Consider the following 23008-nt stretch of genomic DNA (forward strand, 5'->3'; position numbering starts at 1 on the left):
GCTTCATGGCAGCAGTGTTTGCCGTCACAATGCCCGTGCTCTGCGGACGTTTGCGAAACAATACCAGCCCGTATTGGAACATTGGGGATTCAGCGTCACCGATGAAAAAACCCCTTTGACAAGGTGTCAGAAATGTGACCAATATGGGGCAGTTAGCAACACTCCTCAGATGTTGTCGGTGGGGCGCGCAAACGATGTGAAAACCTTTTTGGCGATCACATGAACGTGCCTCCGAAAGGGCCTTCGTCTTACCAGGCGGGGTTGACAACACAGCCGGACCTAACGGTTCGGACCGCTAGAATAGGCGGGCGATCTCAAACCGCGCTTCATATGCGCAAATATGAGATCGCCTACCTCACCCCCTCCGGCCAGATTGAGGAAATATCGCGCAGCGCGCCCGCTTTATCCGCGTTCGAGGATGCATTTGGGGCATTCGGTCACGGTGCCATTCTACAGACCGAAAGCGGCCCGATGGCGGTCGAAGACCTGCTGCCCGGCGACAAGGTGCGCCTGTCCGATGGGACGTTCGACACGCTGCGCTGGCGCGGGATGATGACGCTGCGCCCGGACGATCAGGAAACCAGTCCGGAACATGCGGCGCTGACTCGGATCACTGCTGATGCGCTGGGGCCTGCGCGCCCTTCCCCGGATCTGGTGCTGGGACCAACCGCGCGGCTGCTACACCGCGCCCATGGGGTCCGTACCCTGACCGGAAAACGCGCGGCCTTTGTTCCGGTGCGAGACTTTGTCGATGGCAACCAGTTCATCGCATTGCGCCCAGTCGCGCCGGTCAATGTCTATCAGCTTGGCTTTGCCGCGCATCAGCGCCTCTCGGTCAATGGGATCGAAATCGAAAGCCTGCACCCCGGCACCGCCTTTTCGCTGGGACTGCGGGGTGATCTGCTCAGCCAGTATCTGTCGCTCTTCCCGCATAAACGCGATTTCGATGATTTCGGTGAAATGCGAAATCCACGGCTGCGATTGCGCGATCTGGACCTGCTGGACGGCGGTTAAAGCGTTTCGCGCCCTCCTGCACCCAAAGTCGTGACCGCGTGGCGCATCAGAAATATTGCCCACAGCGTCCAACATTGGTAATGGAAACTAACCAATTTCAGGATGTCCGCCATGCCCGTCATCACGACCATCGACGATCTCAAGCAGTTGCATAAGCGGCGCGCGCCCAAGATGTTCTATGATTACGCCGAAAGCGGCAGTTGGACAGAGCAGACCTTTCGCGAAAACACCTCGGATTTCGCACAGATCCGGCTGCGCCAGCGTGTGGCCGTAGACATGTCGGACCGCACCACCAAAAGCCAGATGATCGGACAGGATGTGAGCATGCCCGTCGCGCTCGCCCCGGTCGGGTTGACGGGCATGCAATCCGCCGATGGCGAAATCAAGGCTGCGCGGGCCGCCGAAAAATTTGGTGTGCCCTATACCCTGTCCACCATGTCGATTTGTTCTATCGAAGATGTGGCCAAGCATACGACCGCCCCGTTTTGGTTCCAGCTTTACGTGATGCGAGACGAAGAATTCATCGACAATATCATCGCACGGGCAAAAAAGGCAGGCTGTTCGGCGCTGGTGCTGACACTTGATTTGCAAATCCTTGGGCAGCGGCACAAGGACCTGAAAAACGGGCTGACCGCCCCGCCGAAATTCACCATCCCGACGATGATCGACCTCGCCACCAAATGGCGCTGGGGCTATGAGATGATGCAAACCAAGCGGCGCAGTTTCGGCAATATCGTCGGCCATGCCAAGAACGTCGGCGACACCAGCAGCCTGTCATCCTGGACGGCCGAACAGTTCGAACCGAAACTGGATTGGGGAATGATCGCACGGCTCAAGGAAAAATGGGGCGGCAAGCTGATCCTCAAGGGCATCCTAGATGTCGAAGACGCCAAAAATGCGGTGGCGGTCGGGGCTGATGCGATCACGGTCAGCAACCATGGTGGTCGCCAGCTTGACGGGGCGCTGTCAGCCATCCGTATGCTGCCTGCTATTGTTGCCGCCGTCGGTGACCAGATCGAAGTGCATTTCGACAGCGGTATTCGATCGGGCCAGGACGTGCTGAAGGCGCTGGCGCTGGGGGCCAAGGGTGTGATGATCGGGCGCGCCTATATCTACGGGCTAGGCGCGATGGGCGAACAGGGCGTGACCACTGCGCTTCAGATCATCCAAAAAGAACTGGACACGACCATGGCGCTTTGCGGACGACGCGACGTCACGACGCTGGACCGGGATGTGCTGCTGGTCCCCCAGGATTTCGAGGGCGCGTGGGTCTGATCTGACGCCCCTGAAAAATCAATCCCACTGAAATAAACAAAATGTTGACGAAACGTGAACAGCTAACCATTAATGATAGTGGGTGACAGGCCTGCGGTTCAACCGCAGCAGAATACCCGTAAGATTGATTCAAATTTTGGAGTATTCAACATGCGGCTTTTCACTGGCCTCACAACGGCAGCCACTCTGTTTCTTTCATCAACAGCACTTCAGGCAGGCACGCTTGAGCCTCAGGTTATGGAACCACCGGTCGTCATCATCGAAGAAGAACCAGCAGGATCATCCATCAGCCCCACTTTCATCGTCCTTGGCATCCTCGCCGCGCTGCTGATCGCAGCAGCCGTGAACAATAGCGACTGACGTCGATAAGCGGGGCAGCCCTTCGCGCCGGTCCGCCGCAAAGCGGCCCGGTACTAAAGCGTTTCGATTTTAACCTGAGACATCACAGATCACCAATTGCGTTTGAGCCGCAGGCGAAAGGCCGCGATTGGTGATTCAGGTATAAATCGAAATGCTCTAATACAATCATTGCCCCGGCGCGGCGATCTGTCGTGGCTGGCGCGCCACGATCAATGCCAGTGGCACCGCACAGATCAACAGCCCGGCGACACCGCCAAAGGCAATGCGCAGCCCATATGCCTCGGACACCAGCCCCATCAGCATCGGCGCGAAAAAGAAGCCGGAAAAACCGATGACCGCCGTGCGGCTGATGGCCTCTGTCCGCAAATGCGGGGCAACCAGGTTCCCCACAAGGGCAAGCCCGATGGGTCCGATCACCGAAACACCAAGCCCCAAAATGCCAAAGCCCAGATAAGCGACGATAGGCACAGGGGCCAGCGCAGCAATGACCGCACCGAGGGCAGCGATCAATGCGGCAACAATCACCACGGTCAATTCCGCGAAACGCTCTGACACGATTTGCCCCGAAAACCGGCCCACAGCCATTGTCAGCCCCAGCATCGCGGGGCCAAGCGCACCTTCAGCTGCACCGCCACCCAAGGTACGCTCCACATGCAATGCGGACCACGCCTCGACCGTTGCTTCGGACATGAAGGCGATCAGCACGACAGTGCCGCACAGCATGATCGGCCAGATTGGATAGCGTCCGGCATACCCCCCCTCAGCCGCGACGATTGTCACATCCATGCGGATGAAAGGAACCAGCAGCAGGCAGAATGCCGAAAACCCTGCAAAGACCACTGTCGGCGGCAGGCCCGCCTCGCGGGTGAAACCAACCATCAGCGCGGCCACGGCATAGGCGACCGAAAACATCGCATGGTTGGCGTTCATCAACGGCCGGTCATGGCGCGCCTCCAACTCGCTGACGCGCGCATTCATGATCACGTCCAGCAACCCCGAGGCAAGCCCGACCAGTGCCATCGCCGCCGCAAACAGCAAGGGCACGGTGATATGACCTGGCAGCAGCCACGCCAGCGACAGCGCTACGATCCCGGCCTGCATCGACCGGTCGCCCATCATCCGATCCACGCGCGGGGCCAGCCACATGGCCGACACAAGCCCCGTGGCAGAGCCAAGCAAAAGCGTTCCAAAGGTCGCGTCATTGGCCCCCATCTGCCCTTTGATCACAGGCACATGGGCTGCGAAACAGCCCCAGAAAAGACCGACCACAACAAAGGCAGCGGCAGGTTTACGGGACACAGATAGGGCGCTGAAAACGGACATCCGTGATGAATGATGCGCCCCACCCGACTGTGCAAGCCTATATAGTGCAGAACGCAATTGGCGACGGACCGAGAATCCCCCTTTTCAAAGAGGCGAATCCGCCCTATAGGCAGCGACTTACCGGGCCGCACACCCTTGGAGGGCGGCCCATAACATATCGGAGATATACTATGGCTGGTGAGATTCCTGATCTTGTCGCCACGGTACGGACGGGGACAGGCAAGGGGGCCGCTCGTCAAGCTCGCCGTAATGGCGACGTACCTGGCATTGTTTATGGCGGTGGGTCTGACCCGCTCGCGATTAACCTTCCCTTCAACTATTTGCTGACCAAGCTGCGTCAAGGCCGCTTTATGTCCACGCTCTTCAACCTCAAGGTTGAAGGTCAGGACGACGTGCGTGTGATCTGCCGTGGCGTACAGCGTGACGTGGTCAAAGATCTGCCCACGCATATCGACCTGATGCGCCTGAAGCGGACAAGCCGCGTCAAGCTGTTCATCCACGTTGATTTTGATAACCAGGAAACTTGCCCGGGCATCAAAAAAGGCGGCGTGCTGACCATCGTGCGGAACGAAGTCGAACTCGACGTGCTGGCTGGTGACATCCCTGACCACATCACCGTCGATCTGGCGAACGCACAGATGGGCGACGTGATCCACATCAGTGACGTGACCCTGCCCGAAGGCGCAAAGCCCGTCATTGATCGTGACTTCGTCATCGCCAACATCTCTGCACCACGTGCGGTGCTGGCAGATGATGGCGACGATGCAGACGACACCGCAGCAGCGTCCGAAGAAGCACCCGCTGCAGACGCATAAGCGAAGACAACCTTCGCAGGACAGTGATGAAAGGGCACCTTTGCGGTGCCCTTTTGCGTTTCTGCTAATCGCAAGAGAATCGGACGAAATCACATCCGAATTCGCTTTTTCCTTAGAAAATATGCAGTTTTCGGCGCACGGGCCAATCATAGCTTTGGGCCAATTTCCGCCAACAGTAGATCGCGGACCCAACAAAGGCGTCCATTGTTCGCCTATTTAGTGACCTAATTCAGATTTCACTGCCCCAATTATTAAAGATCAGCGACGTCCGGCCAAAGTTGTTGGAGTTGAATATGACACGTAAGCTGATACCGATTATCGATCCTCATCACGCAGTCCTCCGAGATCTGCGAAGACTGCTACACCGCTTCCGCAAAGACGAATCCGGCGGCCTGATAATCCTGACCTTGCTACTCTTGATCGTAATGCTGGTAATGGGCGGCATGGCTGTGGATTTCATGCGTTTTGAATCTCGCCGGATCACACTGCAAAGCGTGTCTGATCGCGCCGTTCTCGCAGCCGCGTCGCTGGATCAAACACTTCCTCCAGAGGAGGTGATCGAAGATTACTTCCGCAAAGCAGGGTTTTCCGACAATATTGTCGGCTCGCCAGAAGTCATCGACAGCGGCAATTTCCGAACAGTCCGGGTTGAGGCAGCGCAAAACCTCAATACGTTTTATCTTCGGTTGGTCGGAATTGACGACCTGCGGGTCCCTGCCCAGTCCGGCGCAGTTGAAGGGATCGGAAAAGTCGAAATCTCACTCGTTCTCGATATTTCGGGGTCCATGCGCTTTGGCGGGTCGACCAGTCGCGGCCGCTTCGGCGATATGCAGGATGCCGCAATCGCATTCGCCAACAAAGTGCTGGATCCGGAAAACGGCGGCCAAGTCTCGCTCAACATCGTGCCTTATGCCGGGATGACCAATCCGGGCCCCGATATGTTCTCTTATCTGAACGGTGTCCGCTATCAGGAGAACCTTGTAATCGGGACCGATGAAGAAGGCGCAGATATTTACTTCCCACAGGTGTCCTCCTGCCTCGAAATCGATGGGGCAGATTGGGACAACAGCGGCATGCCCACGCCGTTCAATCAGCAGGTTCCGCATTTCCAGACTTGGGACATTGCGGCTGATGTCATGGATTGGGGCTGGTGCCCGCAGGATCGCAGCGCAATCCAATATGCGTTTCAAGACGCAGGCGACGCAGCCACATTCATCCAAAATATCCGGATGCACGACGGCACCGGCACCCACTATGCCATGAAATATGGTTTGGCACTTCTCGATCCGGCGACGCAGCCCGGCTTTAAGCATCTCAATAGCGTCAGCATCGCGCAAATCAACGCCGATTATCAGGCAGCCATCGCCGCTGCCACGACGCAGGCCGAAATCGACGCGGCAGAGGTGATCCTCAACCGGATGAAACTGGTCCCCGATGGTTTCACCAACCGCCCGGCTGCATGGGATGATAGTGAAACCACAAAGATGATCATCTTGATGACCGATGGTAAGATCACAGAACAGTTGCGGCCTAACAACCCACTGGATCCGGTCAATCTGGTAGATCCTATAGCCAACCAACCGGGCAGTCCGTATTACTTATACTCTCCGCGAGAAACGAACCGTGACCATTTCTACGCCATGTGCGATCTGGCAAAATCAGCCGAGCGTGACGTAGTGGTTTATACCGTTGCGTTCGAAACAGACGCGGAGGGGAACGAGGAAATGGCGAACTGTGCCACTTCTTCTGCCACATATTTCCCTGCAAGCGGTGCTGGCCTGACCACCGTGTTCGAACAGATCGCCGAACAGATTACCGATCTGCGCTTGGATATGTGATTTCTTGTCATATCACCGCCGTCGGGCCGCTCTGATCAGGGCGGCCTTTCGCGTTCTTAGGCCGCCGCATCATGGTACCTGTCAGAACTGGCAACATGCAGCAAACAACAAGCTGCATTTCTGGCACTAGCGCTGCACTGCGGCATAGGTTAATCATACTGATATGAAACTTCTTGTTGGTCTGGGCAATCCCGGCGCGAAATACGCGCATAACCGTCACAATATCGGCTTTATGGCGCTGGATCGGATCGCGTCCGATCATGGCTTCAGCGGCTGGCGCAGCAAGTTTCAGGGACAAATCGCCGAAGGCCGGTTCGGATCGACGAAGGTCACCCTGCTCAAGCCGGAAACTTTTATGAACCTGTCCGGGCAGGCCGTGGGCGAGGCGATGCGATACCTCAAGCTGTCATCCGAAGACGTGATTATCTTTCACGATGAAATCGACCTTGCCCCCGGCAAGGTCCGCCTGAAGACAGGCGGCGGGCATGCGGGCCACAACGGTCTCCGCTCCGTCCACGGGCATATCGGGCCGGATTACGACCGGGTGCGTCTGGGCGTTGGCCATCCGGGGCACAAGGACGCGGTGCCGGGCTATGTGCTGCGCGACTTCCCTAAGGCCGATCAGAACTGGCTGGATGATGAACTGCGCGGGATCAGCGACGGGATCGCCGATCTGGTCGCCGGGGACGGACCAAAGTTCCTGAACGCGATTGCCCTACGGGTCAATCCGCCACGCTCCTCCACCAGCACCCCTAAAGCGCAGGTCTCTGAACCAGCGCCAGCAACCGAGGCTGACGACGATCGATCGACGCTGCAAAAGCTCGTGGATCGCTTCCGCTGACCCCCACCAAAATATCCGAGGCCTTCGATTTCCAATCCAAGGCCTGCGCCAGCCTCGGCTCGCCCTTTATGGCACGCCTGATGGGCTTATTCGCAACGCGCGACTGGCCCCAAGGGGCCATCACCGACCGTATATTCAACTGGGCGGGCGATATATCTCCACGGGCGCAATCGGTGCCGCTGCGGCTGGCGGGGGCCCTGCACGCGCTGCATCTGCAAGGGCACGCGATACTTGGGCCCGTCTATCCGCCGCATGAAACCAGCGATGATGTGCTCTGGCGCGCGGTCAGCGACACGCTGCTTAGCGATACCACCGCAATGAACACATGGCTCGACAGCGCGCCGCAAACGAATGAGGTCCGGCGCGCGGCCACTCTGATCGCCATCGGGCACTGGCTTGCGGACCGATACCAGTTGCCGCTGCGCCTGTCCGAATTGGGGGCAAGCGGCGGGTTGAACCTGCATTGGGACCGCTACGGGCTAGAGGTTGCCGGCCAGCGTTTCGGCCCATCCGACCCAGCGCTCACCTTGCGCCCCGATTGGACTGGCCCACCGCCGCCTGCAACCGATCCAGTGGTTGCCGCGCGGGCAGGCGTTGACCTGAACCCGCTTGATCCGCGCAACCCCGATCACGCGCTGCGGCTGCAAGCCTATCTCTGGCCCGACCAGCCAGAGCGCATGCAGATAACGCGCGCCGCCGTAGACGCCGCTAAAACCCCAGTGGAACAGGCCGATGCGATCGACTGGCTTGCGCCACGGCTGACACACCAGCCCGGACAGATACACCTGATCTACAGCACGGTCGCATGGCAATATTTTCCAGCCGACAAGCAAGCACAGGGCATTCGACTCATCGAAGAGGCCGGTAAAACCGCCACCGATCAATCGCCGCTTGCGTGGTTCGGCATGGAAAACGATGGTGGCACACCGGGTGCCGCGCTGACGCTGCGGCTCTGGCCCGGCAATATGACACTGTCCTTCGGACGCGCTGATTTTCATGGGCGCTGGGTGCGCTGGTCGGCAAATCAGCCGGATCACATCGCCAGATAGAGTTATTCGACATCGCGCGTGGCATTTGCGGGCAATACATCTACACTACTCGCAACAGAGAAGTTGTTAGCGCAGAGCATGATCGTAGCGCCCCGGTAACTATGCCAACAGCGGTGCAATGTTTCGACGAACAGCAGAAAGTTTTGTTTGATATGGAAAAAGACCCATCTCTCAATGTTTTGGGCGCGGCGCTGGCCCCCTGCTCAACCGATCCGATGACAGGTTTCTTTCGCGATGGGGCCTGCGATACATGTGCCGCCGATCAAGGCAGCCATACGGTCTGCGCCGTCATGACGGAGGAATTTCTGGCCTTCTCAAAATACCTTGGAAACGACCTCAGCACGCCCCGGCCCGCCCTGCGCTTTGCCGGGCTGAAAGCGGGTGATCACTGGTGTCTTTGTGCATCGCGCTTCCTTCAGGCGCACGAGGAAGGCTGCGCACCCAAAGTCGATCTGCAAGCCACCCATCAGAAAGCGCTTGATGTGATCCCGATGGACGTTCTGCGCAGCTATGACATGAACGCAGAACAGTCGTGATGCTTTGGCTTATCTGGTCCGTGCACGGCCCTTGGCTGGGCCGCCCACAAACCAGACGCGCGTTCATGTCTGAATGTCAAAGCCCAGATGTTTCGCGACAGTAAAGATATCCTTATCGCCGCGGCCACACATATTCATAATGATCAGGTGATCCTTGGGCAATTCAGGCGCGATCTTGATCACATGGGCCAGCGCATGTGACGGTTCCAGAGCGGGAATAATCCCCTCCTGCGCACAGCAAAGCTGAAATGCCTCAAGCGCTTCCTTATCAGTGATTGCAACATATTGCGCGCGACCGATCTCGTGCAGCCAAGCATGTTCGGGGCCAATGCCTGGGTAATCAAGCCCTGCCGAAATAGAAAAGCCTTCCAGAATCTGCCCGTCATCATCCTGTAGCAGATAAGTGCGATTACCATGCAGAACGCCGGGACGACCGCCGGTGAGTGACGCGCAATGCTCCATCTTGGCATTCACGCCCTTGCCGCCAGCCTCGACGCCGATGATGTTCACATCCTTGTCGTCAAGGAACGGATAGAACAGACCCATCGCATTCGATCCGCCGCCGATGGCCGCAATGATCGTATCAGGCAGACGGCCTTCTGCAGCCATCATCTGTTCCTTGGCTTCCTTGCCAATGATTGCCTGAAAATCGCGTACCATTGCAGGATACGGATGCGGCCCGGCGACCGTACCAATGCAATAGAACGTGTCGTGGATATTGGTCACCCAGTCGCGCAAGGCGTCGTTCATTGCATCCTTCAGTGTGCCACGACCCGATGTCACCGGAACAACCTCTGCCCCCAGCAGCCGCATGCGGAACACATTGGGTGACTGCCGCTCCACATCATGGGCCCCCATATAAACCACGCATTTCAGGCCGAACTTGGCGCAGACCGTAGCCGTCGCCACACCATGCTGCCCTGCCCCGGTCTCTGCAATGATCCGGGTTTTACCCATACGGCGGGCCAGAATGATCTGACCAAGCACATTGTTGATCTTATGCGCACCTGTGTGGTTCAGCTCATCCCGCTTGAGATAGATCTTGGCCCCAGCCAAATGCTGTGTCAGCCGCTCCGCATAATAAAGCGGCGAAGGACGGCCCACGTAATGCGTCCAGAGATCATGCATCTCGGCCCAGAAACTGTCATCCGTCTTTGCGCGTTCATACTGTTCTTCAAGTTCGAGGATCAGTGGCATCAGAGTTTCCGACACGAAACGCCCGCCGAAATCGCCGAAACGGCCCTTTTCATCCGGGCCGGTCATGAAGCTGTTAAAAAGACTGTTGTCCATGGATCCACCTCTGATGTCGTGTTGGTTAGACCTAGCGCCGAAGTATCAGATCGTAAAGCGGCAGACTCTCTATGACAGTCTGAAATCCAATCCGCGCAGAGGATTTGGGAACAATTCCTGACTCAGGAATTGTCAGGACACAACAAAGCGCACAGGCTCTGCATTGCAAAATACGATCACCTGCCCGGCGTTTTCCACTGCGGAATAACCACGTCGTTTCAGCTCTGTTGAAAACCGGTCCCGTCCGACGATCCGCTCCATATCGCTGACTTTGCGACGCACCGCCACCCCGTCAAGCACCGCCCGCGCAGAAAAGAGGTGCCGAAACCATGCGCCGACTGTCATCGGAAGAACGCTGTCTTTTATGACGTTTTCATGCCACGGGCATAGTAAACGATCAGTTAATCCCCGCGTGCCGCCGCCATGAAACGCGCAATTAACCCAGCATCCTTCACACCCGGGGATGACTCCACGCCCGAGGACAAATCGACCTGACGTGCCCCGGTCTGACGGATCGCGTCAGCCACATTTTCAATCGTCAGCCCGCCCGCCAGCATCCACGGCACGGTCCACCGACGCCCTGATATCAACTGCCAGTCAAACGGAACACCGTTCCCACCGGGCAGCACCGCGGCTTTTTCCGGCTTCGCCTCGATCAGCAGTTGATCAACAACGGCGGCGTAGCGATCAATCTGGGGGATATCAGCGGCCGTTGCGATGCCAACCGCCTTCATCACAGGCAGACCATAACGGGCCTTAACCTCTGCTACACGCGCGGGCGTCTCGCTGCCGTGCAACTGCAACATGTCCAGCGGCACCGCATCGGTAATGGCATCCAATTGTGCATTGTCAGCATTCACCACCAAGGCCACCTTGGCGACCCCAACCGGAACCTCTTTCGCCAGCGCAGCGGCCGTGGCAATCTCCACATGGCGTGGGGATTTTGGAAAAAACACAAAACCAACATAGGCCGCACCTGCATCGGCAGCCGCCTGTACCGCAGCCGCGTCACGCAGGCCGCAAATCTTCACCCGAATGTCTGCACGCATCAGCCGGTTTTTTCCAGCAGTGCAAGCACATCATCATCCGAAGTGGCCCCCGCGGCAGCACCACGAAGCTGCTGCACCTCGCGGCGCAGCGTTTCCACTTCGCGGGATTTGCTTCGCGCGTCGGAACGAATCCGATGCTCACGCACCCATTCCCACAGAAAGCCGATCATCAAACCGGCACCCACCGCAAGAAAGATCACCACGAAAAGTGGCAAATCCACATCCGGCGACAGACCCAGCAGATTGCCAAGCGCCTCTGGCATAGCGCGCACCGTGACCATCCCGCGATTAGCGAGGCCGATCAATACAAGACACAGGCCAACGATGGCCCAAAAAGCATAGCGAATGGTTTTCATGGCACCCTCTTAGTTGCCGTTCAACCTATCACGCAAGAGCTTGCCAGTCTTGAAGAACGGAACATGTTTTTCTTCAACTTCAACCGATTCCCCCGTCCGAGGGTTCCGACCAATCCGTTGATCGCGCTTTTTAACTGAAAACGCGCCAAACCCGCGCAGTTCAACACGGTCCCCATGGGACATCGCGTCGGTAATTTCTTCAAAAATAGTATTAACAATTTTTTCCACATCACGCTGATAGAGATGTGGATTCTCATCGGCGAGTTTTTGGATCAATTCAGATCGGATCATTGCATTTGTCTCCCAAACAGCAACTTATCACAGAATGCGCATTCTTTAACGCTTATCAAGGAACTATACGCACTTTGTGGCTGCCTTGAAATAGCCGCAAAGCAGCATTTTTTGTCATTTTTGAAATTCAACTGTGGCAAAACGGCCTAAATTAGAGGCGTCAGCTTTCGCGCATTGCAAAACCAATCACCCGCCAACGTATGATTCGGTGACGGACAAGATGCGCATACCGACACGGGGGCCGGTTCGGAACACGTCACCATAATAAAAACCCGCCGCAGTCGCCTGCGACGGGTTAAATTCAATAGCTTAGCCGGATGACTTATTCGTCGCCCTTCAGCGCGGCACCCAGGATATCGCCCAAGGATGCGCCAGAGTCGGAAGAACCATACTGCTCCACCGCTTCTTTTTCTTCGGCGATCTCGCGTGCCTTGATCGACAGACCCAGCTTGCGGGTCTTGCTGTCGATGTTGGTCACACGCACGTCAACCTTGTCGCCCACGCCGAAACGCTCTGGGCGCTGCTCGGCACGGTCACGGGACAGGTCAGAGCGACGGATGAAGGATTTCATGCCTTCATACTCGACCTCAATGCCGCCATCTTCGATCTTGGTCACTTCAACAGTGATGATCGAACCGCGCTTCACGCCGCCAACGGCCTCAGCAAAGGGATCACCGTCCAAAGCTTTGATCGACAAAGAGATACGCTCTTTTTCGACGTCAACTTCAGCAACCTTGGCTCTGACAACGTCACCCTTGCGGAAGTCGCCGATCACGTCTTCGCCACGGCCTTCCCATGTCAGGTCAGACAGGTGGACCATGCCGTCGATATCGCCTTCAAGGCCGATGAACAGACCGAATTCAGTGATGTTCTTGACTTCGCCTTCGACCTCAGTGCCCTCAGGGAACTGCTCTGCAAAGACTTCCCATGGGTTACGCTGAGTTTGCTTCAGGCCAAGGGAAACGCGGCGCTTGGCGCTGTCGATTTCCAGAACCATGACTTCGACTTCCTGGCTGGTGGAAACGATCTTGCCGGGGTGCACGTTCTTTTTGGTCCAAGACATCTCGGACACGTGAACCAGACCCTCAACACCGGCTTCCAGCTCAACAAACGCACCGTAATCAGTGATGTTTGTCACGCGGCCCTGATGCACAGAACCCAGACCGAACTTGGCTTCAACAGCATCCCATGGATCATCCTGCAGCTGCTTCATGCCAAGGCTGATACGGTGGGTTTCTTTGTTGATCTTGATGACCTGCACCTTGATCGTTTCACCGATCGACAGGATTTCGGACGGGTGGTTCACCCGGCGCCACGCCATGTCGGTCACGTGCAGCAGACCGTCAACACCGCCCAAGTCAACGAACGCACCGTATTCAGTGATGTTCTTGACCACGCCGTCAACTTCCTGACCTTCGGTCAGATTGCCGATAACTTCGGCGCGCTGCTCGGCACGGGATTCTTCAAGGATGGCACGGCGGGACACAACGATGTTGCCACGGCGGCGGTCCATTTTCAGGATCTGGAATGGCTGCTTGAGACCCATCAGAGGGCCCGCATCGCGCACAGGACGGACATCAACCTGAGAGCCGGGCAGGAACGCAACCGCGCCGCCAAGGTCTACAGTGAAACCACCTTTGACGCGGCCAAAGATCGCGCCATCGACACGCTCTTCGTCAGCATAGGCTTTTTCCAGACGATCCCAGGCTTCTTCGCGGCGGGCCATTTCACGCGAAATGACAGCTTCACCACGGGCGTTTTCAACCTGACGCAGGAACACTTCAACCGTGTCACCTACAGCCAGTTCAGCGTCTTCACCGGGATTTGCGAATTCTTTAATATCAACGCGGCCTTCCATCTTGTAGCCGACGTCGATGATGGCCTGGCCCGCTTCAATTGCGATCACCTTGCCTTTGACAACAGACCCTTCATCGGGTGTGTCCATTTCGAAGCTTTCATTCAGGAGTGCTTCAAACTCTTCCATTGTGTTTGCCATGTGGCGTCGTTTTCCTAACGTTTGGTTTTTATACGGGCCGGGTGGTTGTCTCCACCGGTCTTTGGATGAATGCCCACCTTTGGTGGAACGGGTTTCATTGGACGATGCGCCGCAGCGAACATAAAACAACAGGGCCGGTTGACACCGACCCCGCTCAAGTCTCACGCCCGCGCCTGTCTCGACGCTTCGACACGGCGGCGTATAGGCCGGTTCGGGCTTATTTGCAAGGCTTAAGACGTAGCACAGCTATTCGGCTTCTCCCAAAAGATTTAACAAGTCGCCGACATCGGTCATTGCCGCATAAAATACCAGCCGGACCTCGTTGGATGCTGCCGCTTGTTCAGGGGTCAGGCGTCGTGCCACAGGGCGGCTGAACAAGCCCTGGGTTTCTTGGGCACGGCCAAGCTGCGCATACGCCTGCAACGCAAGTTTGGTTTTATCGTCTAAACCGCGCAGCAGACCACCTGCGTCACGACGCGCTTCCGCTGCAATGGCTGCATTCAAACTGGACCCGGCAAAATACAGCAGATGATCAGCCGACATAGTCACTGTGGCGACTTTTGCATTTTCTGGCATCCGCTCGAAACGGCTTGAAAAATCGCGCCCGACCATCAGTTGCGACAGGTGAAGACCACCAACAATAACAACGCCGCTTTGCGCCTGTTGGGCGGAGGCTCGCACATTACCAACCGAACCTGCATCAGCACTCGCGTCACCGCTGGTGCTGCCTCGCCAACGAAAAAGAAAAAGATTTGCTTTCTGGGCATCCAAAACAATTTCACCGCTCTTCTGAATCACAGCATTTGCCGCGCGTGCCGTCGCGGCCTGATCAGGAGACGCACTCAGCGTGATCAACTGCGCAACCTGCAAGTCCAGCGCCTTCAGCTTTGACTGGAGCGCGATCATTTTGGTCAAAGCGTCATCTGGCGCAGCATAGTGCCGCACAAGGACTTCTGTATCTTTGTCCGGTTGGAAACAAACGACCGACGCCGCAGGACGAAAGCTACTCGCAAGGCAGCCACTGCCAGCACCGGCAATTGGGAACTGCCCGTTCACGGCAAGAAAACGGGACTGTAAAGGATATCCGAGATTAACCGGGTTTTGCAGTTCACCATCGTTGGCGGCGCTGATCGTCAGTTGATCCAGAGTATTCACACCCTGATTAGCTGAACATGCGCCCAGAAAAGCGAAGGCTGCGAATAGGCTTAGCTGTGACAATCTCAAAAACAACATGGAATCCACCTCGATTTAATAGCGTCACGTTAGCACATTAATAGCGTCACGTTAGCACAGAGTTTCACAACAAAACAAAAACCCGCCCGCAAAATGCGGACGGGTCTGGCACCAAGCGGTGCAAATGGATTTGTGGCCCTATCCGCGCGGGTTACCCCCGGGCAGCGGCGAGTTTTTGTTTCAGCTGTTTGCGCTCATCTTCAAGCAGCTCGATCTTGCGCAGCTCGTTGTCGCGCTGGAACCGGGATTGCTCGCAGTTTTCTTTCCAGAAATTCACCTCGGACGCCATCGAAGACAGCCGCTTGGCGCTTCCAAAGCCCCAGATAGCCCACCCCAGGACACCGCCCAGGATGAAGGTGGCACACATGTAAATCATTGCTTGGACGAAAATATCAGACATGACTTACTCCGTCTCCTGCTCTGTAGTATCGGTTTCGGCAGCAGGTACGCTCTGCCATTCAAAGGTGATGCGGCGGTTTTCGGCACGGCCTGCAGCGGTCGTGTTGGATGCAATCGGCTGTGCCTCGCCATAGCCGACCGCACGGATCGACGCTTCGGGGACTTCGCCTGCCAGCAGGGCGTCATAGACCGCCTGCGCACGCCGTTCGCTCAGGGCAAGGTTGTTGTCCTGCCCGCCTTGACTATCGGTGTGACCGCCGATTTCAAGGATCAGCTCACCCTGTGCACATTCCAGCACGATACCTGTCAGGTTTTCCACCACAGGAACGGAATCCCCGGCGATAGAGGCGGTGCCAGTGGCAAAGTTGATCTTGGCCTCTTGCTGCACCGCATCAATGCGCTCTTGGCAGACCGCAAGCGTTGGGGCCACAGCCACTTCGGCCTCGGCCACAGCTTCTTCTGCGGGCGGATCGGCAGCGGCAACCTCAGCGGTTTCCGCCTCTTCTTCTACAACGGTCTCTTCTTCAACCTCTGCAACGGGTGCTTCGACCTCTGCCGCAGCAGGCTCTTCAGCAACAGCTTCTGCCTCCGCCACCTCTGGGGTCTCAGGTTCAGCAGCGGCCTCAGGCGCAGGCGCCTCGGCAACTGCCTCAGGCCCGTATCCGCTTCTAGCAACGGGTCGATCTTCGGCAGGGTCGACCGCCTCGGGCCCAGCGGCAACAGCCTGAGCCTCGCGGGGTTCCGGCGCGGCATCCACGGCCGCCGCCTCAGTCAGCCCGTCAACCTGTGCACGCAGCACGGCAATCTCGTCTTCATAGGTCGCAACCTGACCGGCCAGATCGGCAGCGATCTGGTCCTTCTCAGTGACCGTCGCCGTCAGCGCAGCAATCTGATCTTCCGCAGCGGCATTGGCCGCAGTGTCTGCGTCCGGATCATCGCTTTCAAGTAGTGCGATACGTTCAGCACGGGCAGCAGAAACCGCCTCAATCTCGGCGATCTTGGCATTCAGAACGTCGATCTCGGCATTGCTCGCTGCAATCGTTTCATTCAGCGCGGCAATGGCTTCATTGCCATCTTCTGTGACCACAGCCTCTGCATCAGCGCTTAGCGTGGCGACCTGTTCTGTCAGCGCTTCATTCGCAGCGCGCAGTTCAACCAGCGTGCCAGCCTGCAGTCCCAAATCATTCAGCAACTTGTTCCGTGCGGCGGTCACCGTATCAATCGTTTCCACCTGCGCATCAAGCTGCGCTTCCAGCTCGGCGATGCGCGCCGTGTGGCGTTCGGTCTCTTCTGCCAGAGCACCGGCGGCAGCGGCATTTGCCTCTGCCAACACAGAGTCTGCACCCGCACCGGATGACGCCGTTGGCAGCGTCCAACTGGCCGAAAAGAATGTCCCGATCGTCAGGATCAGGACACATGAAATGAGCGCTAGCCTCATTCAGGCATACCTCGCAATTAATCTATTATCTCACGATTTCTCGTCCGAAAAACCGTATTTCCCCAGAGCTTTTCGCATATTTTGGGACTATGGCCATATTGTGACAAAGCCTTGCGGCCGACATGGTTAACCGGCGACGCATCGCCATTACTCCACCTTGCGATGATCGAAGGCGAGCACGCACAATCGCAAGGGCACACAACCGCGCCCCTCCATCCACGCAGGGGGTTAGAATGCGAAACCGAACTGCACCCCAGCACTGTAGCCTTCGACATCACCCGCCAGGCGGCTGTCGACACGCAACGCTGTGTTGAATGATCTTGTGCCGCCCAGCTTGCGGGCGAAATCAAGCCCGATGCTGACCTCGCTAAACCCACCGATCCCTTTCGTGCTCAATCCGCTCGCGGCCCCGCTCGACTCAACCAAGGTCGCATTCTGATCTGAACTTAGCGCGCCATAATAGGTCGCCCCGGCAAAGGTATTCAGGACGGTGGCTTCGTCACCAAGCATAAAGGCCTTGTTCAGCGTCACCCCAGCAAAGCCTGACGTGCTGACAAAATCATCCACCTCCAGCGTTTGACCGCCATCAAATGACAGATCATCCATCGTGGTGCTGGAAGCGGCAAAGCCCGCATGTTGCGCAAAGGACAGCCCGCTATTTCCCAGCGCCATCTTATGAGAGAGCGACCCGGCAAGCTTGATTGTCTCGGTGCTGAAATCGGGATCCGTCAGCCCCAACGCAGAGGCGCCATTGCTCACCTCGTAATCTGTCTGACCATAGCTAAGCATCAGATCAAGCGCCAGCGACCCGCGCGACGCACTGCCATAAAAGCCTGCATAAACTTGGTTGAAATCAAGCCCGGTCAGGTCGGCGGTAGCCCCGCTGCCCCCCAGATCTTGGGTCGAGGCCCCGCTATTGCCCCCCGCCAGCAGGCTGAATGTCAGGTTAAGACCGCCAGACGTTGTCAAACACCCCAGATCAGCGCCAGCCTGAACGCCTTGATAGTCTGTAGTGATATCAAGCGCGCGCTGTTGGCCGCTGTTTTCGGCGCTGGCTTCAGTTGTCGTTTCACCACCGGTAACACGAGCCCAACTGCCCGCACTGCTACAGGTTGCGACATGCGGGGCAAGGTTTCCGGCCTGCAAATTCGCTAGACCCTCAATCTGGCCCATACCGCCCAGCAGGCCACCCAGCGCCGGACTGGCAGCCGTGCGCAAGTAAACGTCACCATTCACTGTATCCTGTATGGTAAAGATCGAAACAGGGCTGGCATTCTGTTCAAGACCTGTCGTGATAAAGCTGAAATCATTTACAGCCGTATCATCGACGTCAAGAACCATCATATCAGTATCGCTCAGACGCATCGTGCCACTTGCCTGGGTAAATTGCAGGTCCAGTGTTCCGGTCGTAGCACCTGTCACGGTGATCATATCCGAAGTGGCGGTCGCCATGGTCAAATCAAGGTCATACTGAAACACGCCGCCCGCACCCGTCAGCCCGCCAGAAATACGCGTGACATCACCCGTTGTGGCATCGACCATCGACATTGTACCACGATTGACCAGCGCCCCGGAAATCACCCCGGCCCCCGATATAAGGCCCGCGTTATCTACGTCGCCATCCAGCGTAGCAAGGTTCAAAGCAATTTGGGACGTCTCGTCATTATTCAGCGCATCAAACGTAAAGCGGGCCCCGCTTGTCATCCGCAAAACCCCTGTATTACGGTTGAACACGTCCCCACTTGCCGTGTCCGCAGTCCCCGTCAAATCGCCGGTGATATCAATCGTCCCACTATCATTGGTCAGATCGCCATCCAGCGTACCTTCCAGACTGGCGGTCAGCGTGTTGGTTAGGTCACCTGACAGCCTACCGACAGATGTCAATATCCCGGAGTTTGCAATTGTCGTGTCGCTGTTCAGATCACCCGCGATATACATCGTGCCGCTATTGGTCACAGCTTCTGCATTCACGGCGGCACCATCATCGATCTCGAACCCGGCCTCATCCGCGCCGGTGCCGCTACCCGTGCCCAGGTTGGTCAGTGCCAGCAGGCCAGTCACCGTACCTGCTGTGACATCGACCTCTGCATCCGCATAATTGAGCAAGCCGCCATTCATGGTCAGATCGCCATCAATCGTCATTAGCCCCGAGAGTGTGTTTTCGACATTCCCAAAAAGCGTGTTCCGCACCGTCGCATTGCCCGCGTTGTTCAGGCCGCCTGTCAGCGTGCCGGTGGAAATCAGCGTCCCTGCGTTGTCGATCACGTTCGTGCTGTTCAAGGTCCCGGCGACAAGCATTGTCGCATCTTCGTAATTCGTCACGCGGTTCGCGTTCACTGCTGCCCCCACAACGATCTCAAAGCCGGCCTCACCTGCGCCGGTTCCTGCGCGAGGGGAAGCGTTCACCAACAGGTCTATTCCGGTGACTGTGCCTGCCGTGACAGCAACCCTTGCAACGTCGTTGTTGACCAGATCGCCTTCCATCACCAAATCGCCGTCGATGTCCAACTGCGCGAGGGGGTGGTTTTTCACATCGCCGTCAACCCCACCGCTGATGTTCGCGCTGCCCCAGTTGATCAGACCACCATTCACTTGGCCACGCGACACGAACGTGTCGTCCGTGTAAACGCCCCCGTTCACAACGCCAGTGCTTTCAATGGTCATGGTTCCACGATTTGACACCGGTAAATCTTCGTTTGGGACCGTTGTTGTCAGCGTGCCGGCAATATTCACCGTCCCGCTCGACTGGTTGGAGAAGCTGGAGACCGACAGTTCGGTGCCCTGCGCGACCTGAACCCCTGCCGTATCGGACGTGGTCCCTGTACCCCGACTGGCGTTGGTGAAATCACCGCTGCTGGTCACCGTGCCATCGGTCACAGCGAATATGCCGGCATCGTTATTTATGATATAATATCCGGTATGGTTCAGATCGCCCGTGGCCTCAAACCGGCCGGTATTGGTCATATTGCCGTTCACCACCCCTTGAATCTGCGCGGTTCCCGCATTCGCAAACGCATTGCCCGAGACCGCTGCGCTCACATCAATCGTCCCGGTCGAGATCAGCGTTGACCCGTTACCATTGCTCAGCCCGGCCTCGCCGGTCGCGCGGGTCGTCAGCGTGCCCGCATTCACCATGGTACCACCGCCGGTATTGGTAATTGTTTCCGCATCAATTACGCTATCGGCCATAACCCTGACACCAGCATTCGCCAGCGTCGTGCCTGCGCCCGCAGAGGTGTTGTTCAGCGCGTCCAAAGTGGCGATTGCACCATCCGCGATATTCAGCGTCGCGCTACCCGTATTGGTGAAGCTCTGGAGAAGGGCGTTCAGGTTGCCCGTGATATTGAACTCACCTGTGCCCTGATTCACAACGTTCGCTTGCATATTTCCCGCGGCGTTCACGACACCGCCCGTGTCATTGGTAAGGGTCTCGGCGCGCAGCGTCCGCGACAGGTTGATGGTACCGGTATTCAGGATCGCACTACCAGTCGCGTCGAAAGTCGCAGCAGTGCCTAAATCGATTGTGCCGCTTTTCTCCAACGCGCCCCCCCCCGGATTCAACCACGAGAGTGCCACCTTCAACAGCAAGCATGCCCGCATTCCTAAGCACACCATTCTCTACCAAAAGAGACCGCCCTACATTACCCGTAAACCTAACCTCGCCGTTCTCAAGGTTATTAAAGTCGCCCGCCGTCTGGGAAATGGTGCCGCCGACGGCAGTAATGTAGCCGTCGTTGTTCGTATCTGCCTGGGTCACAGTCAGGATCGACCCGTTCTGGAAATCAATTGTACCGGTGTTGGTTAGGCTTTCTGCCGACAAGATCCGTGGCCCTACTCCATCAACTCCTAAGTTTATCGTGCCAGCGTTTGTCAGTTGACCAACACCCTCCAGGTTACCGCCGGATACATTCAGCGTATCGGTATTGGTCAGATCGCCGCCGCTGAAATTGGCATTGGCCACCACCGTCGCCGTGGCATTGTTGGTAAAGTTGTAATCGGTCGTGCCTTGAATATCGTAATCCATGTCAGTGGTCAGGTTGTCCACATCGATGGTGACATTGGTCAGCGTACTTCCGGCGCCAATCGTAAAGGCGTCACCACTTAGGGTGATCCCGCTGGTGCCGCCATTGATCGTGCCGTTGTTGACAAGGTTGCCCCCTGTCCCCACGAAAAATGTAATCGCATTACCTGAATTATTATTCAGGATGTTATTATTCTCGAAGGTGCCGCCGGTCAGCCCGAAAGCAGCCCCATTAATGTTGAAAGTGCCGTTATTCGTCACACCCTGGCCATAGCTGCCAGAGTTGCCTTGCTCATTGAATGTTGCGCCAAGTTCATTGGTGACATGTCCAAAGATCCACGCACCGTTTGTGACAGTGCCCCCGGCCTTGTTAATCAATTCCCCATTAACGGCGTTGTTGTTGGTAAAGGATCCGCTGTTCTCGATCGTCCCATTTATCCATGACCCGTTCGACAAAGAACCGTTTTCGTTGTGAATATCGCCGACGAACTCACCCCGGTTGTCGATGCTGCCACCACCCGTGTTATAGAGCGTCCCGGTCATGGTGTTATTATTGCGCAGCGCCAAAAAGCCGGTGCCCTGGAACACAATATCTCCGCTGCCAGAGACGACACCTTTAATCTGAGAGTCTTGATTAATCGTCAGCGTATTCTCGTTCAGCGCGACATTGCCCGCGCCGAAAATCGCGCCGACCGTCTCGTCACTGCCCGTCAGTTCGAATGTACCGCTATTGTTAATCGTGGCTGTGTCCGACACCGCATTGCCATCACCATCCACACTGAAGGTCGCGCCTGAATTGATGGTGATCGTTTCGGCGTTCGTCAGCCCGCCTGTCGCGCCGATGACCAAAGCGCCTGTTTGTACGTTCACGGGACCGGTCAGCGTATTGCGTCCGTTCAAGGTCGCCGTATACGACAACGTCTTTCTCAGTGCGCCCGCCCCATCCAACACCGCATTGATTGTCCCCTGGCCAAGCAGCGCCGTACCGGAAACGGAAACCGTGCCATTGCTCAGGCTGTTGCTGCCCGGGGTATTAATCATCAATTCGACTACCGAAAGCGTCGCCCCCCCTAGGTCCACCGAGACCTCCGTCACGATGCGGCTGTCATCGGCAAGTTGCAGATCATCCTGCATAAACAGGTTAGTAACACCGTTAAGCGCCCCCGGCGCGGTGGCCACCAGATGCCCCCCTTCTATGTTCAATGTGCCATTGATCTTATTCGACCCCGACAAAACCAACGTGCCATCACCAGACTTAGACAGGCCGTTGGTCGAGACGACATCGCTGGCAATCGTGGCGGTCCCCGTACGCACCATGATCCCGCGATCGGTATCGGTGATCGGGTCTTCTACCGGATCCGGGTCGACATTGTTATAGTTCAAGGTGCCGCCGGTCACAGTATAGCCATCGACATCAAAGGTCATATTCTGCACATCCTGTGTGCCATCCACGGTCACTGTCCCTGCAGTGCCCCCGAAAACGACCTTCGCATCATCTGCCCATGCTTCGTTCGCGGTGCCGCCATCGCTTGTCCAGTTTTCGGTCGTGGCCTTCCAGGTGCCCGCCCCCCCCCTCGACCGTGCCGTTCACCGTCGCCCCGGCCCCGTCCCACTCCAGGGTCTGCGCCTCCACTGCAGCAGGCAGGGTGATCACAATGGTCGACCCTATGGCCAATACGAAAACCAATTCAGTGGCTCTCATGAATTTTGAACGGATACTGCGCTGACGGATACCAAGTTGCTGAATGAGATTAATTGTCTTCATTTCTTCTCTAAAATATATGTCGAATCACTACGACCGATTTAACGGGTGCTTTCAATGGATCGACGCAACACTTTAGTCTTTTGGGAAAGATGGATTGTAAGTCATGGCCTACCGAACGC

21 protein-coding genes are annotated in these 23008 nt (G+C 56.9%); 8 read left to right on the top strand and 13 right to left on the bottom strand.

Features of this window, described 5'->3' with window-relative positions; genetic code table 11:
* Positions 1–330 precede the first annotated feature (330 nt).
* From ACJ5NV_RS14535 to ACJ5NV_RS14545, 3 genes are all read left to right on the top strand, one after another.
* Entirely contained in the window at positions 331–1014 is a 684-nt protein-coding gene (locus ACJ5NV_RS14535; RefSeq protein ID WP_411644823.1) for a Hint domain-containing protein, read from the top strand.
* Between the two features lie 111 nt (positions 1015–1125).
* A complete protein-coding gene (locus ACJ5NV_RS14540; RefSeq protein ID WP_411644825.1) occupies positions 1126–2289 on the top strand; it encodes an alpha-hydroxy acid oxidase in 1164 nt (387 codons plus the stop codon).
* A 150-nt stretch (positions 2290–2439) separates the two neighbouring features.
* Positions 2440–2649, top strand: a complete 210-nt coding sequence (locus ACJ5NV_RS14545) for a hypothetical protein (protein WP_411644826.1) — start codon at positions 2440–2442, stop codon at positions 2647–2649.
* A 165-nt stretch (positions 2650–2814) separates the two neighbouring features.
* On the opposite strand, the gene ACJ5NV_RS14550 is transcribed toward ACJ5NV_RS14545, so the two are convergent.
* Positions 2815–3972 (bottom strand): MFS transporter, encoded by a 1158-nt coding sequence (locus tag ACJ5NV_RS14550; RefSeq protein WP_411644828.1) that lies wholly within the window; start codon positions 3970–3972, stop codon positions 2815–2817.
* 170 nt (positions 3973–4142) lie between these two features.
* Between ACJ5NV_RS14550 and ACJ5NV_RS14555 the strand changes: the two genes are divergently transcribed.
* The 5 genes from ACJ5NV_RS14555 (at position 4143) to ACJ5NV_RS14575 (ending at position 9051) form a co-directional block, all read left to right on the top strand.
* Positions 4143–4787 (top strand): 50S ribosomal protein L25/general stress protein Ctc, encoded by a 645-nt coding sequence (locus tag ACJ5NV_RS14555; RefSeq protein ID WP_411644830.1) that lies wholly within the window; start codon positions 4143–4145, stop codon positions 4785–4787.
* A 293-nt stretch (positions 4788–5080) separates the two neighbouring features.
* Positions 5081–6625 carry a pilus assembly protein TadG-related protein gene (locus tag ACJ5NV_RS14560; RefSeq protein ID WP_411644832.1) on the top strand — a complete coding sequence of 515 codons (1545 nt, stop codon included), beginning with the start codon at positions 5081–5083 and terminating at the stop codon, positions 6623–6625.
* A 163-nt stretch (positions 6626–6788) separates the two neighbouring features.
* A complete protein-coding gene (pth, locus tag ACJ5NV_RS14565) occupies positions 6789–7466 on the top strand; it encodes an aminoacyl-tRNA hydrolase (RefSeq protein ID WP_411644834.1) in 678 nt (225 codons plus the stop codon).
* Positions 7467–7477: 11 nt separating this feature from the next.
* Positions 7478–8515 carry a DUF2332 domain-containing protein gene (locus ACJ5NV_RS14570; RefSeq protein WP_411644866.1) on the top strand — a complete coding sequence of 346 codons (1038 nt, stop codon included), beginning with the start codon at positions 7478–7480 and terminating at the stop codon, positions 8513–8515.
* A 152-nt stretch (positions 8516–8667) separates the two neighbouring features.
* On the top strand, positions 8668–9051 hold the full coding sequence (locus tag ACJ5NV_RS14575) for a DUF2237 family protein (protein ID WP_411644836.1): 384 nt from the start codon (positions 8668–8670) through the stop codon (positions 9049–9051).
* Between the two features lie 63 nt (positions 9052–9114).
* On the opposite strand, the gene trpB is transcribed toward ACJ5NV_RS14575, so the two are convergent.
* From trpB to ACJ5NV_RS14635, 12 genes are all read right to left on the bottom strand, one after another.
* Positions 9115–10341 (bottom strand): tryptophan synthase subunit beta, encoded by a 1227-nt coding sequence (trpB, locus tag ACJ5NV_RS14580; RefSeq protein ID WP_411644838.1) that lies wholly within the window; start codon positions 10339–10341, stop codon positions 9115–9117.
* Positions 10342–10473: 132 nt separating this feature from the next.
* The gene (locus tag ACJ5NV_RS14585; protein WP_411644840.1) at positions 10474–10686 is read right to left on the bottom strand and encodes an N-(5'-phosphoribosyl)anthranilate isomerase; all 213 of its coding nucleotides are present in this window, start codon (positions 10684–10686) and stop codon (positions 10474–10476) included.
* A 56-nt stretch (positions 10687–10742) separates the two neighbouring features.
* Positions 10743–11390 carry a phosphoribosylanthranilate isomerase gene (locus ACJ5NV_RS14590; protein WP_411644842.1) on the bottom strand — a complete coding sequence of 216 codons (648 nt, stop codon included), beginning with the start codon at positions 11388–11390 and terminating at the stop codon, positions 10743–10745.
* Complete coding sequence (locus tag ACJ5NV_RS14595; RefSeq protein WP_411644844.1) at positions 11390–11746, bottom strand: lipopolysaccharide assembly protein LapA domain-containing protein; 357 nt, start codon at positions 11744–11746, stop codon at positions 11390–11392. Before ACJ5NV_RS14595 ends, ACJ5NV_RS14590 begins: the two co-directional genes overlap by 1 nt.
* 9 nt (positions 11747–11755) lie before the next feature.
* Complete coding sequence (ihfB, locus tag ACJ5NV_RS14600; RefSeq protein WP_411644845.1) at positions 11756–12037, bottom strand: integration host factor subunit beta; 282 nt, start codon at positions 12035–12037, stop codon at positions 11756–11758.
* Between the two features lie 322 nt (positions 12038–12359).
* Positions 12360–14033 carry a 30S ribosomal protein S1 gene (rpsA, locus tag ACJ5NV_RS14605; RefSeq protein ID WP_411644847.1) on the bottom strand — a complete coding sequence of 558 codons (1674 nt, stop codon included), beginning with the start codon at positions 14031–14033 and terminating at the stop codon, positions 12360–12362.
* Between the two features lie 246 nt (positions 14034–14279).
* Positions 14280–15266, bottom strand: a complete 987-nt coding sequence (locus ACJ5NV_RS14610) for a hypothetical protein (RefSeq protein WP_411644849.1) — start codon at positions 15264–15266, stop codon at positions 14280–14282.
* Positions 15267–15417: 151 nt separating this feature from the next.
* Positions 15418–15666: a hypothetical protein gene (locus ACJ5NV_RS14615; protein ID WP_411644851.1), complete on the bottom strand. Its 249-nt coding sequence runs from the start codon at positions 15664–15666 to the stop codon at positions 15418–15420.
* A 3-nt stretch (positions 15667–15669) separates the two neighbouring features.
* The gene (locus ACJ5NV_RS14620; RefSeq protein WP_411644853.1) at positions 15670–17103 is read right to left on the bottom strand and encodes an OmpA family protein; all 1434 of its coding nucleotides are present in this window, start codon (positions 17101–17103) and stop codon (positions 15670–15672) included.
* A gap of 228 nt (positions 17104–17331) precedes the next feature.
* Complete coding sequence (locus ACJ5NV_RS14625; protein ID WP_411644855.1) at positions 17332–20643, bottom strand: beta strand repeat-containing protein; 3312 nt, start codon at positions 20641–20643, stop codon at positions 17332–17334.
* Complete coding sequence (locus tag ACJ5NV_RS14630) at positions 20585–22549, bottom strand: beta strand repeat-containing protein (protein WP_411644857.1); 1965 nt, start codon at positions 22547–22549, stop codon at positions 20585–20587. The genes ACJ5NV_RS14625 and ACJ5NV_RS14630 overlap by 59 nt, the downstream gene beginning before the upstream one ends.
* Positions 22550–22616: 67 nt before the next feature.
* The gene (locus ACJ5NV_RS14635; protein WP_411644859.1) at positions 22617–22889 is read right to left on the bottom strand and encodes a hypothetical protein; all 273 of its coding nucleotides are present in this window, start codon (positions 22887–22889) and stop codon (positions 22617–22619) included.
* Positions 22890–23008: the final 119 nt, after the last annotated feature.

It is taken from the genome of Loktanella agnita (assembly GCF_046640325.1).
Lineage (GTDB): Bacteria > Pseudomonadota > Alphaproteobacteria > Rhodobacterales > Rhodobacteraceae > Yoonia > Yoonia agnita.

What these genes read in the sequence shown, in the direction of transcription:
- ACJ5NV_RS14550 (WP_411644828.1), bottom strand. Translation starts at nt 3,972, where the DNA reads ATGTCCGTTTTCAGCGCCCTATCTGTGTCCCGTAAACCTGCCGCTGCC.
- ACJ5NV_RS14615 (WP_411644851.1), bottom strand. Translation starts at nt 15,666, where the DNA reads ATGTCTGATATTTTCGTCCAAGCAATGATTTACATGTGTGCCACCTTC.
- ACJ5NV_RS14620 (WP_411644853.1), bottom strand. Translation starts at nt 17,103, where the DNA reads ATGAGGCTAGCGCTCATTTCATGTGTCCTGATCCTGACGATCGGGACA.
- ACJ5NV_RS14540 (WP_411644825.1), top strand. Translation starts at nt 1,126, where the DNA reads ATGCCCGTCATCACGACCATCGACGATCTCAAGCAGTTGCATAAGCGG.
- ACJ5NV_RS14555 (WP_411644830.1), top strand. Translation starts at nt 4,143, where the DNA reads ATGGCTGGTGAGATTCCTGATCTTGTCGCCACGGTACGGACGGGGACA.
- trpB (WP_411644838.1), bottom strand. Translation starts at nt 10,341, where the DNA reads ATGGACAACAGTCTTTTTAACAGCTTCATGACCGGCCCGGATGAAAAG.
- ACJ5NV_RS14635 (WP_411644859.1), bottom strand. Translation starts at nt 22,889, where the DNA reads ATGAAGACAATTAATCTCATTCAGCAACTTGGTATCCGTCAGCGCAGT.
- ihfB (WP_411644845.1), bottom strand. Translation starts at nt 12,037, where the DNA reads ATGATCCGATCTGAATTGATCCAAAAACTCGCCGATGAGAATCCACAT.
- ACJ5NV_RS14610 (WP_411644849.1), bottom strand. Translation starts at nt 15,266, where the DNA reads ATGTTGTTTTTGAGATTGTCACAGCTAAGCCTATTCGCAGCCTTCGCT.
- rpsA (WP_411644847.1), bottom strand. Translation starts at nt 14,033, where the DNA reads ATGGCAAACACAATGGAAGAGTTTGAAGCACTCCTGAATGAAAGCTTC.
- ACJ5NV_RS14545 (WP_411644826.1), top strand. Translation starts at nt 2,440, where the DNA reads ATGCGGCTTTTCACTGGCCTCACAACGGCAGCCACTCTGTTTCTTTCA.
- pth (WP_411644834.1), top strand. Translation starts at nt 6,789, where the DNA reads ATGAAACTTCTTGTTGGTCTGGGCAATCCCGGCGCGAAATACGCGCAT.
- ACJ5NV_RS14575 (WP_411644836.1), top strand. Translation starts at nt 8,668, where the DNA reads ATGGAAAAAGACCCATCTCTCAATGTTTTGGGCGCGGCGCTGGCCCCC.
- ACJ5NV_RS14535 (WP_411644823.1), top strand. Translation starts at nt 331, where the DNA reads ATGCGCAAATATGAGATCGCCTACCTCACCCCCTCCGGCCAGATTGAG.
- ACJ5NV_RS14630 (WP_411644857.1), bottom strand. Translation starts at nt 22,549, where the DNA reads ATGACCTTTGATGTCGATGGCTATACTGTGACCGGCGGCACCTTGAAC.
- ACJ5NV_RS14560 (WP_411644832.1), top strand. Translation starts at nt 5,081, where the DNA reads ATGACACGTAAGCTGATACCGATTATCGATCCTCATCACGCAGTCCTC.
- ACJ5NV_RS14590 (WP_411644842.1), bottom strand. Translation starts at nt 11,390, where the DNA reads ATGCGTGCAGACATTCGGGTGAAGATTTGCGGCCTGCGTGACGCGGCT.
- ACJ5NV_RS14585 (WP_411644840.1), bottom strand. Translation starts at nt 10,686, where the DNA reads ATGACAGTCGGCGCATGGTTTCGGCACCTCTTTTCTGCGCGGGCGGTG.
- ACJ5NV_RS14595 (WP_411644844.1), bottom strand. Translation starts at nt 11,746, where the DNA reads ATGAAAACCATTCGCTATGCTTTTTGGGCCATCGTTGGCCTGTGTCTT.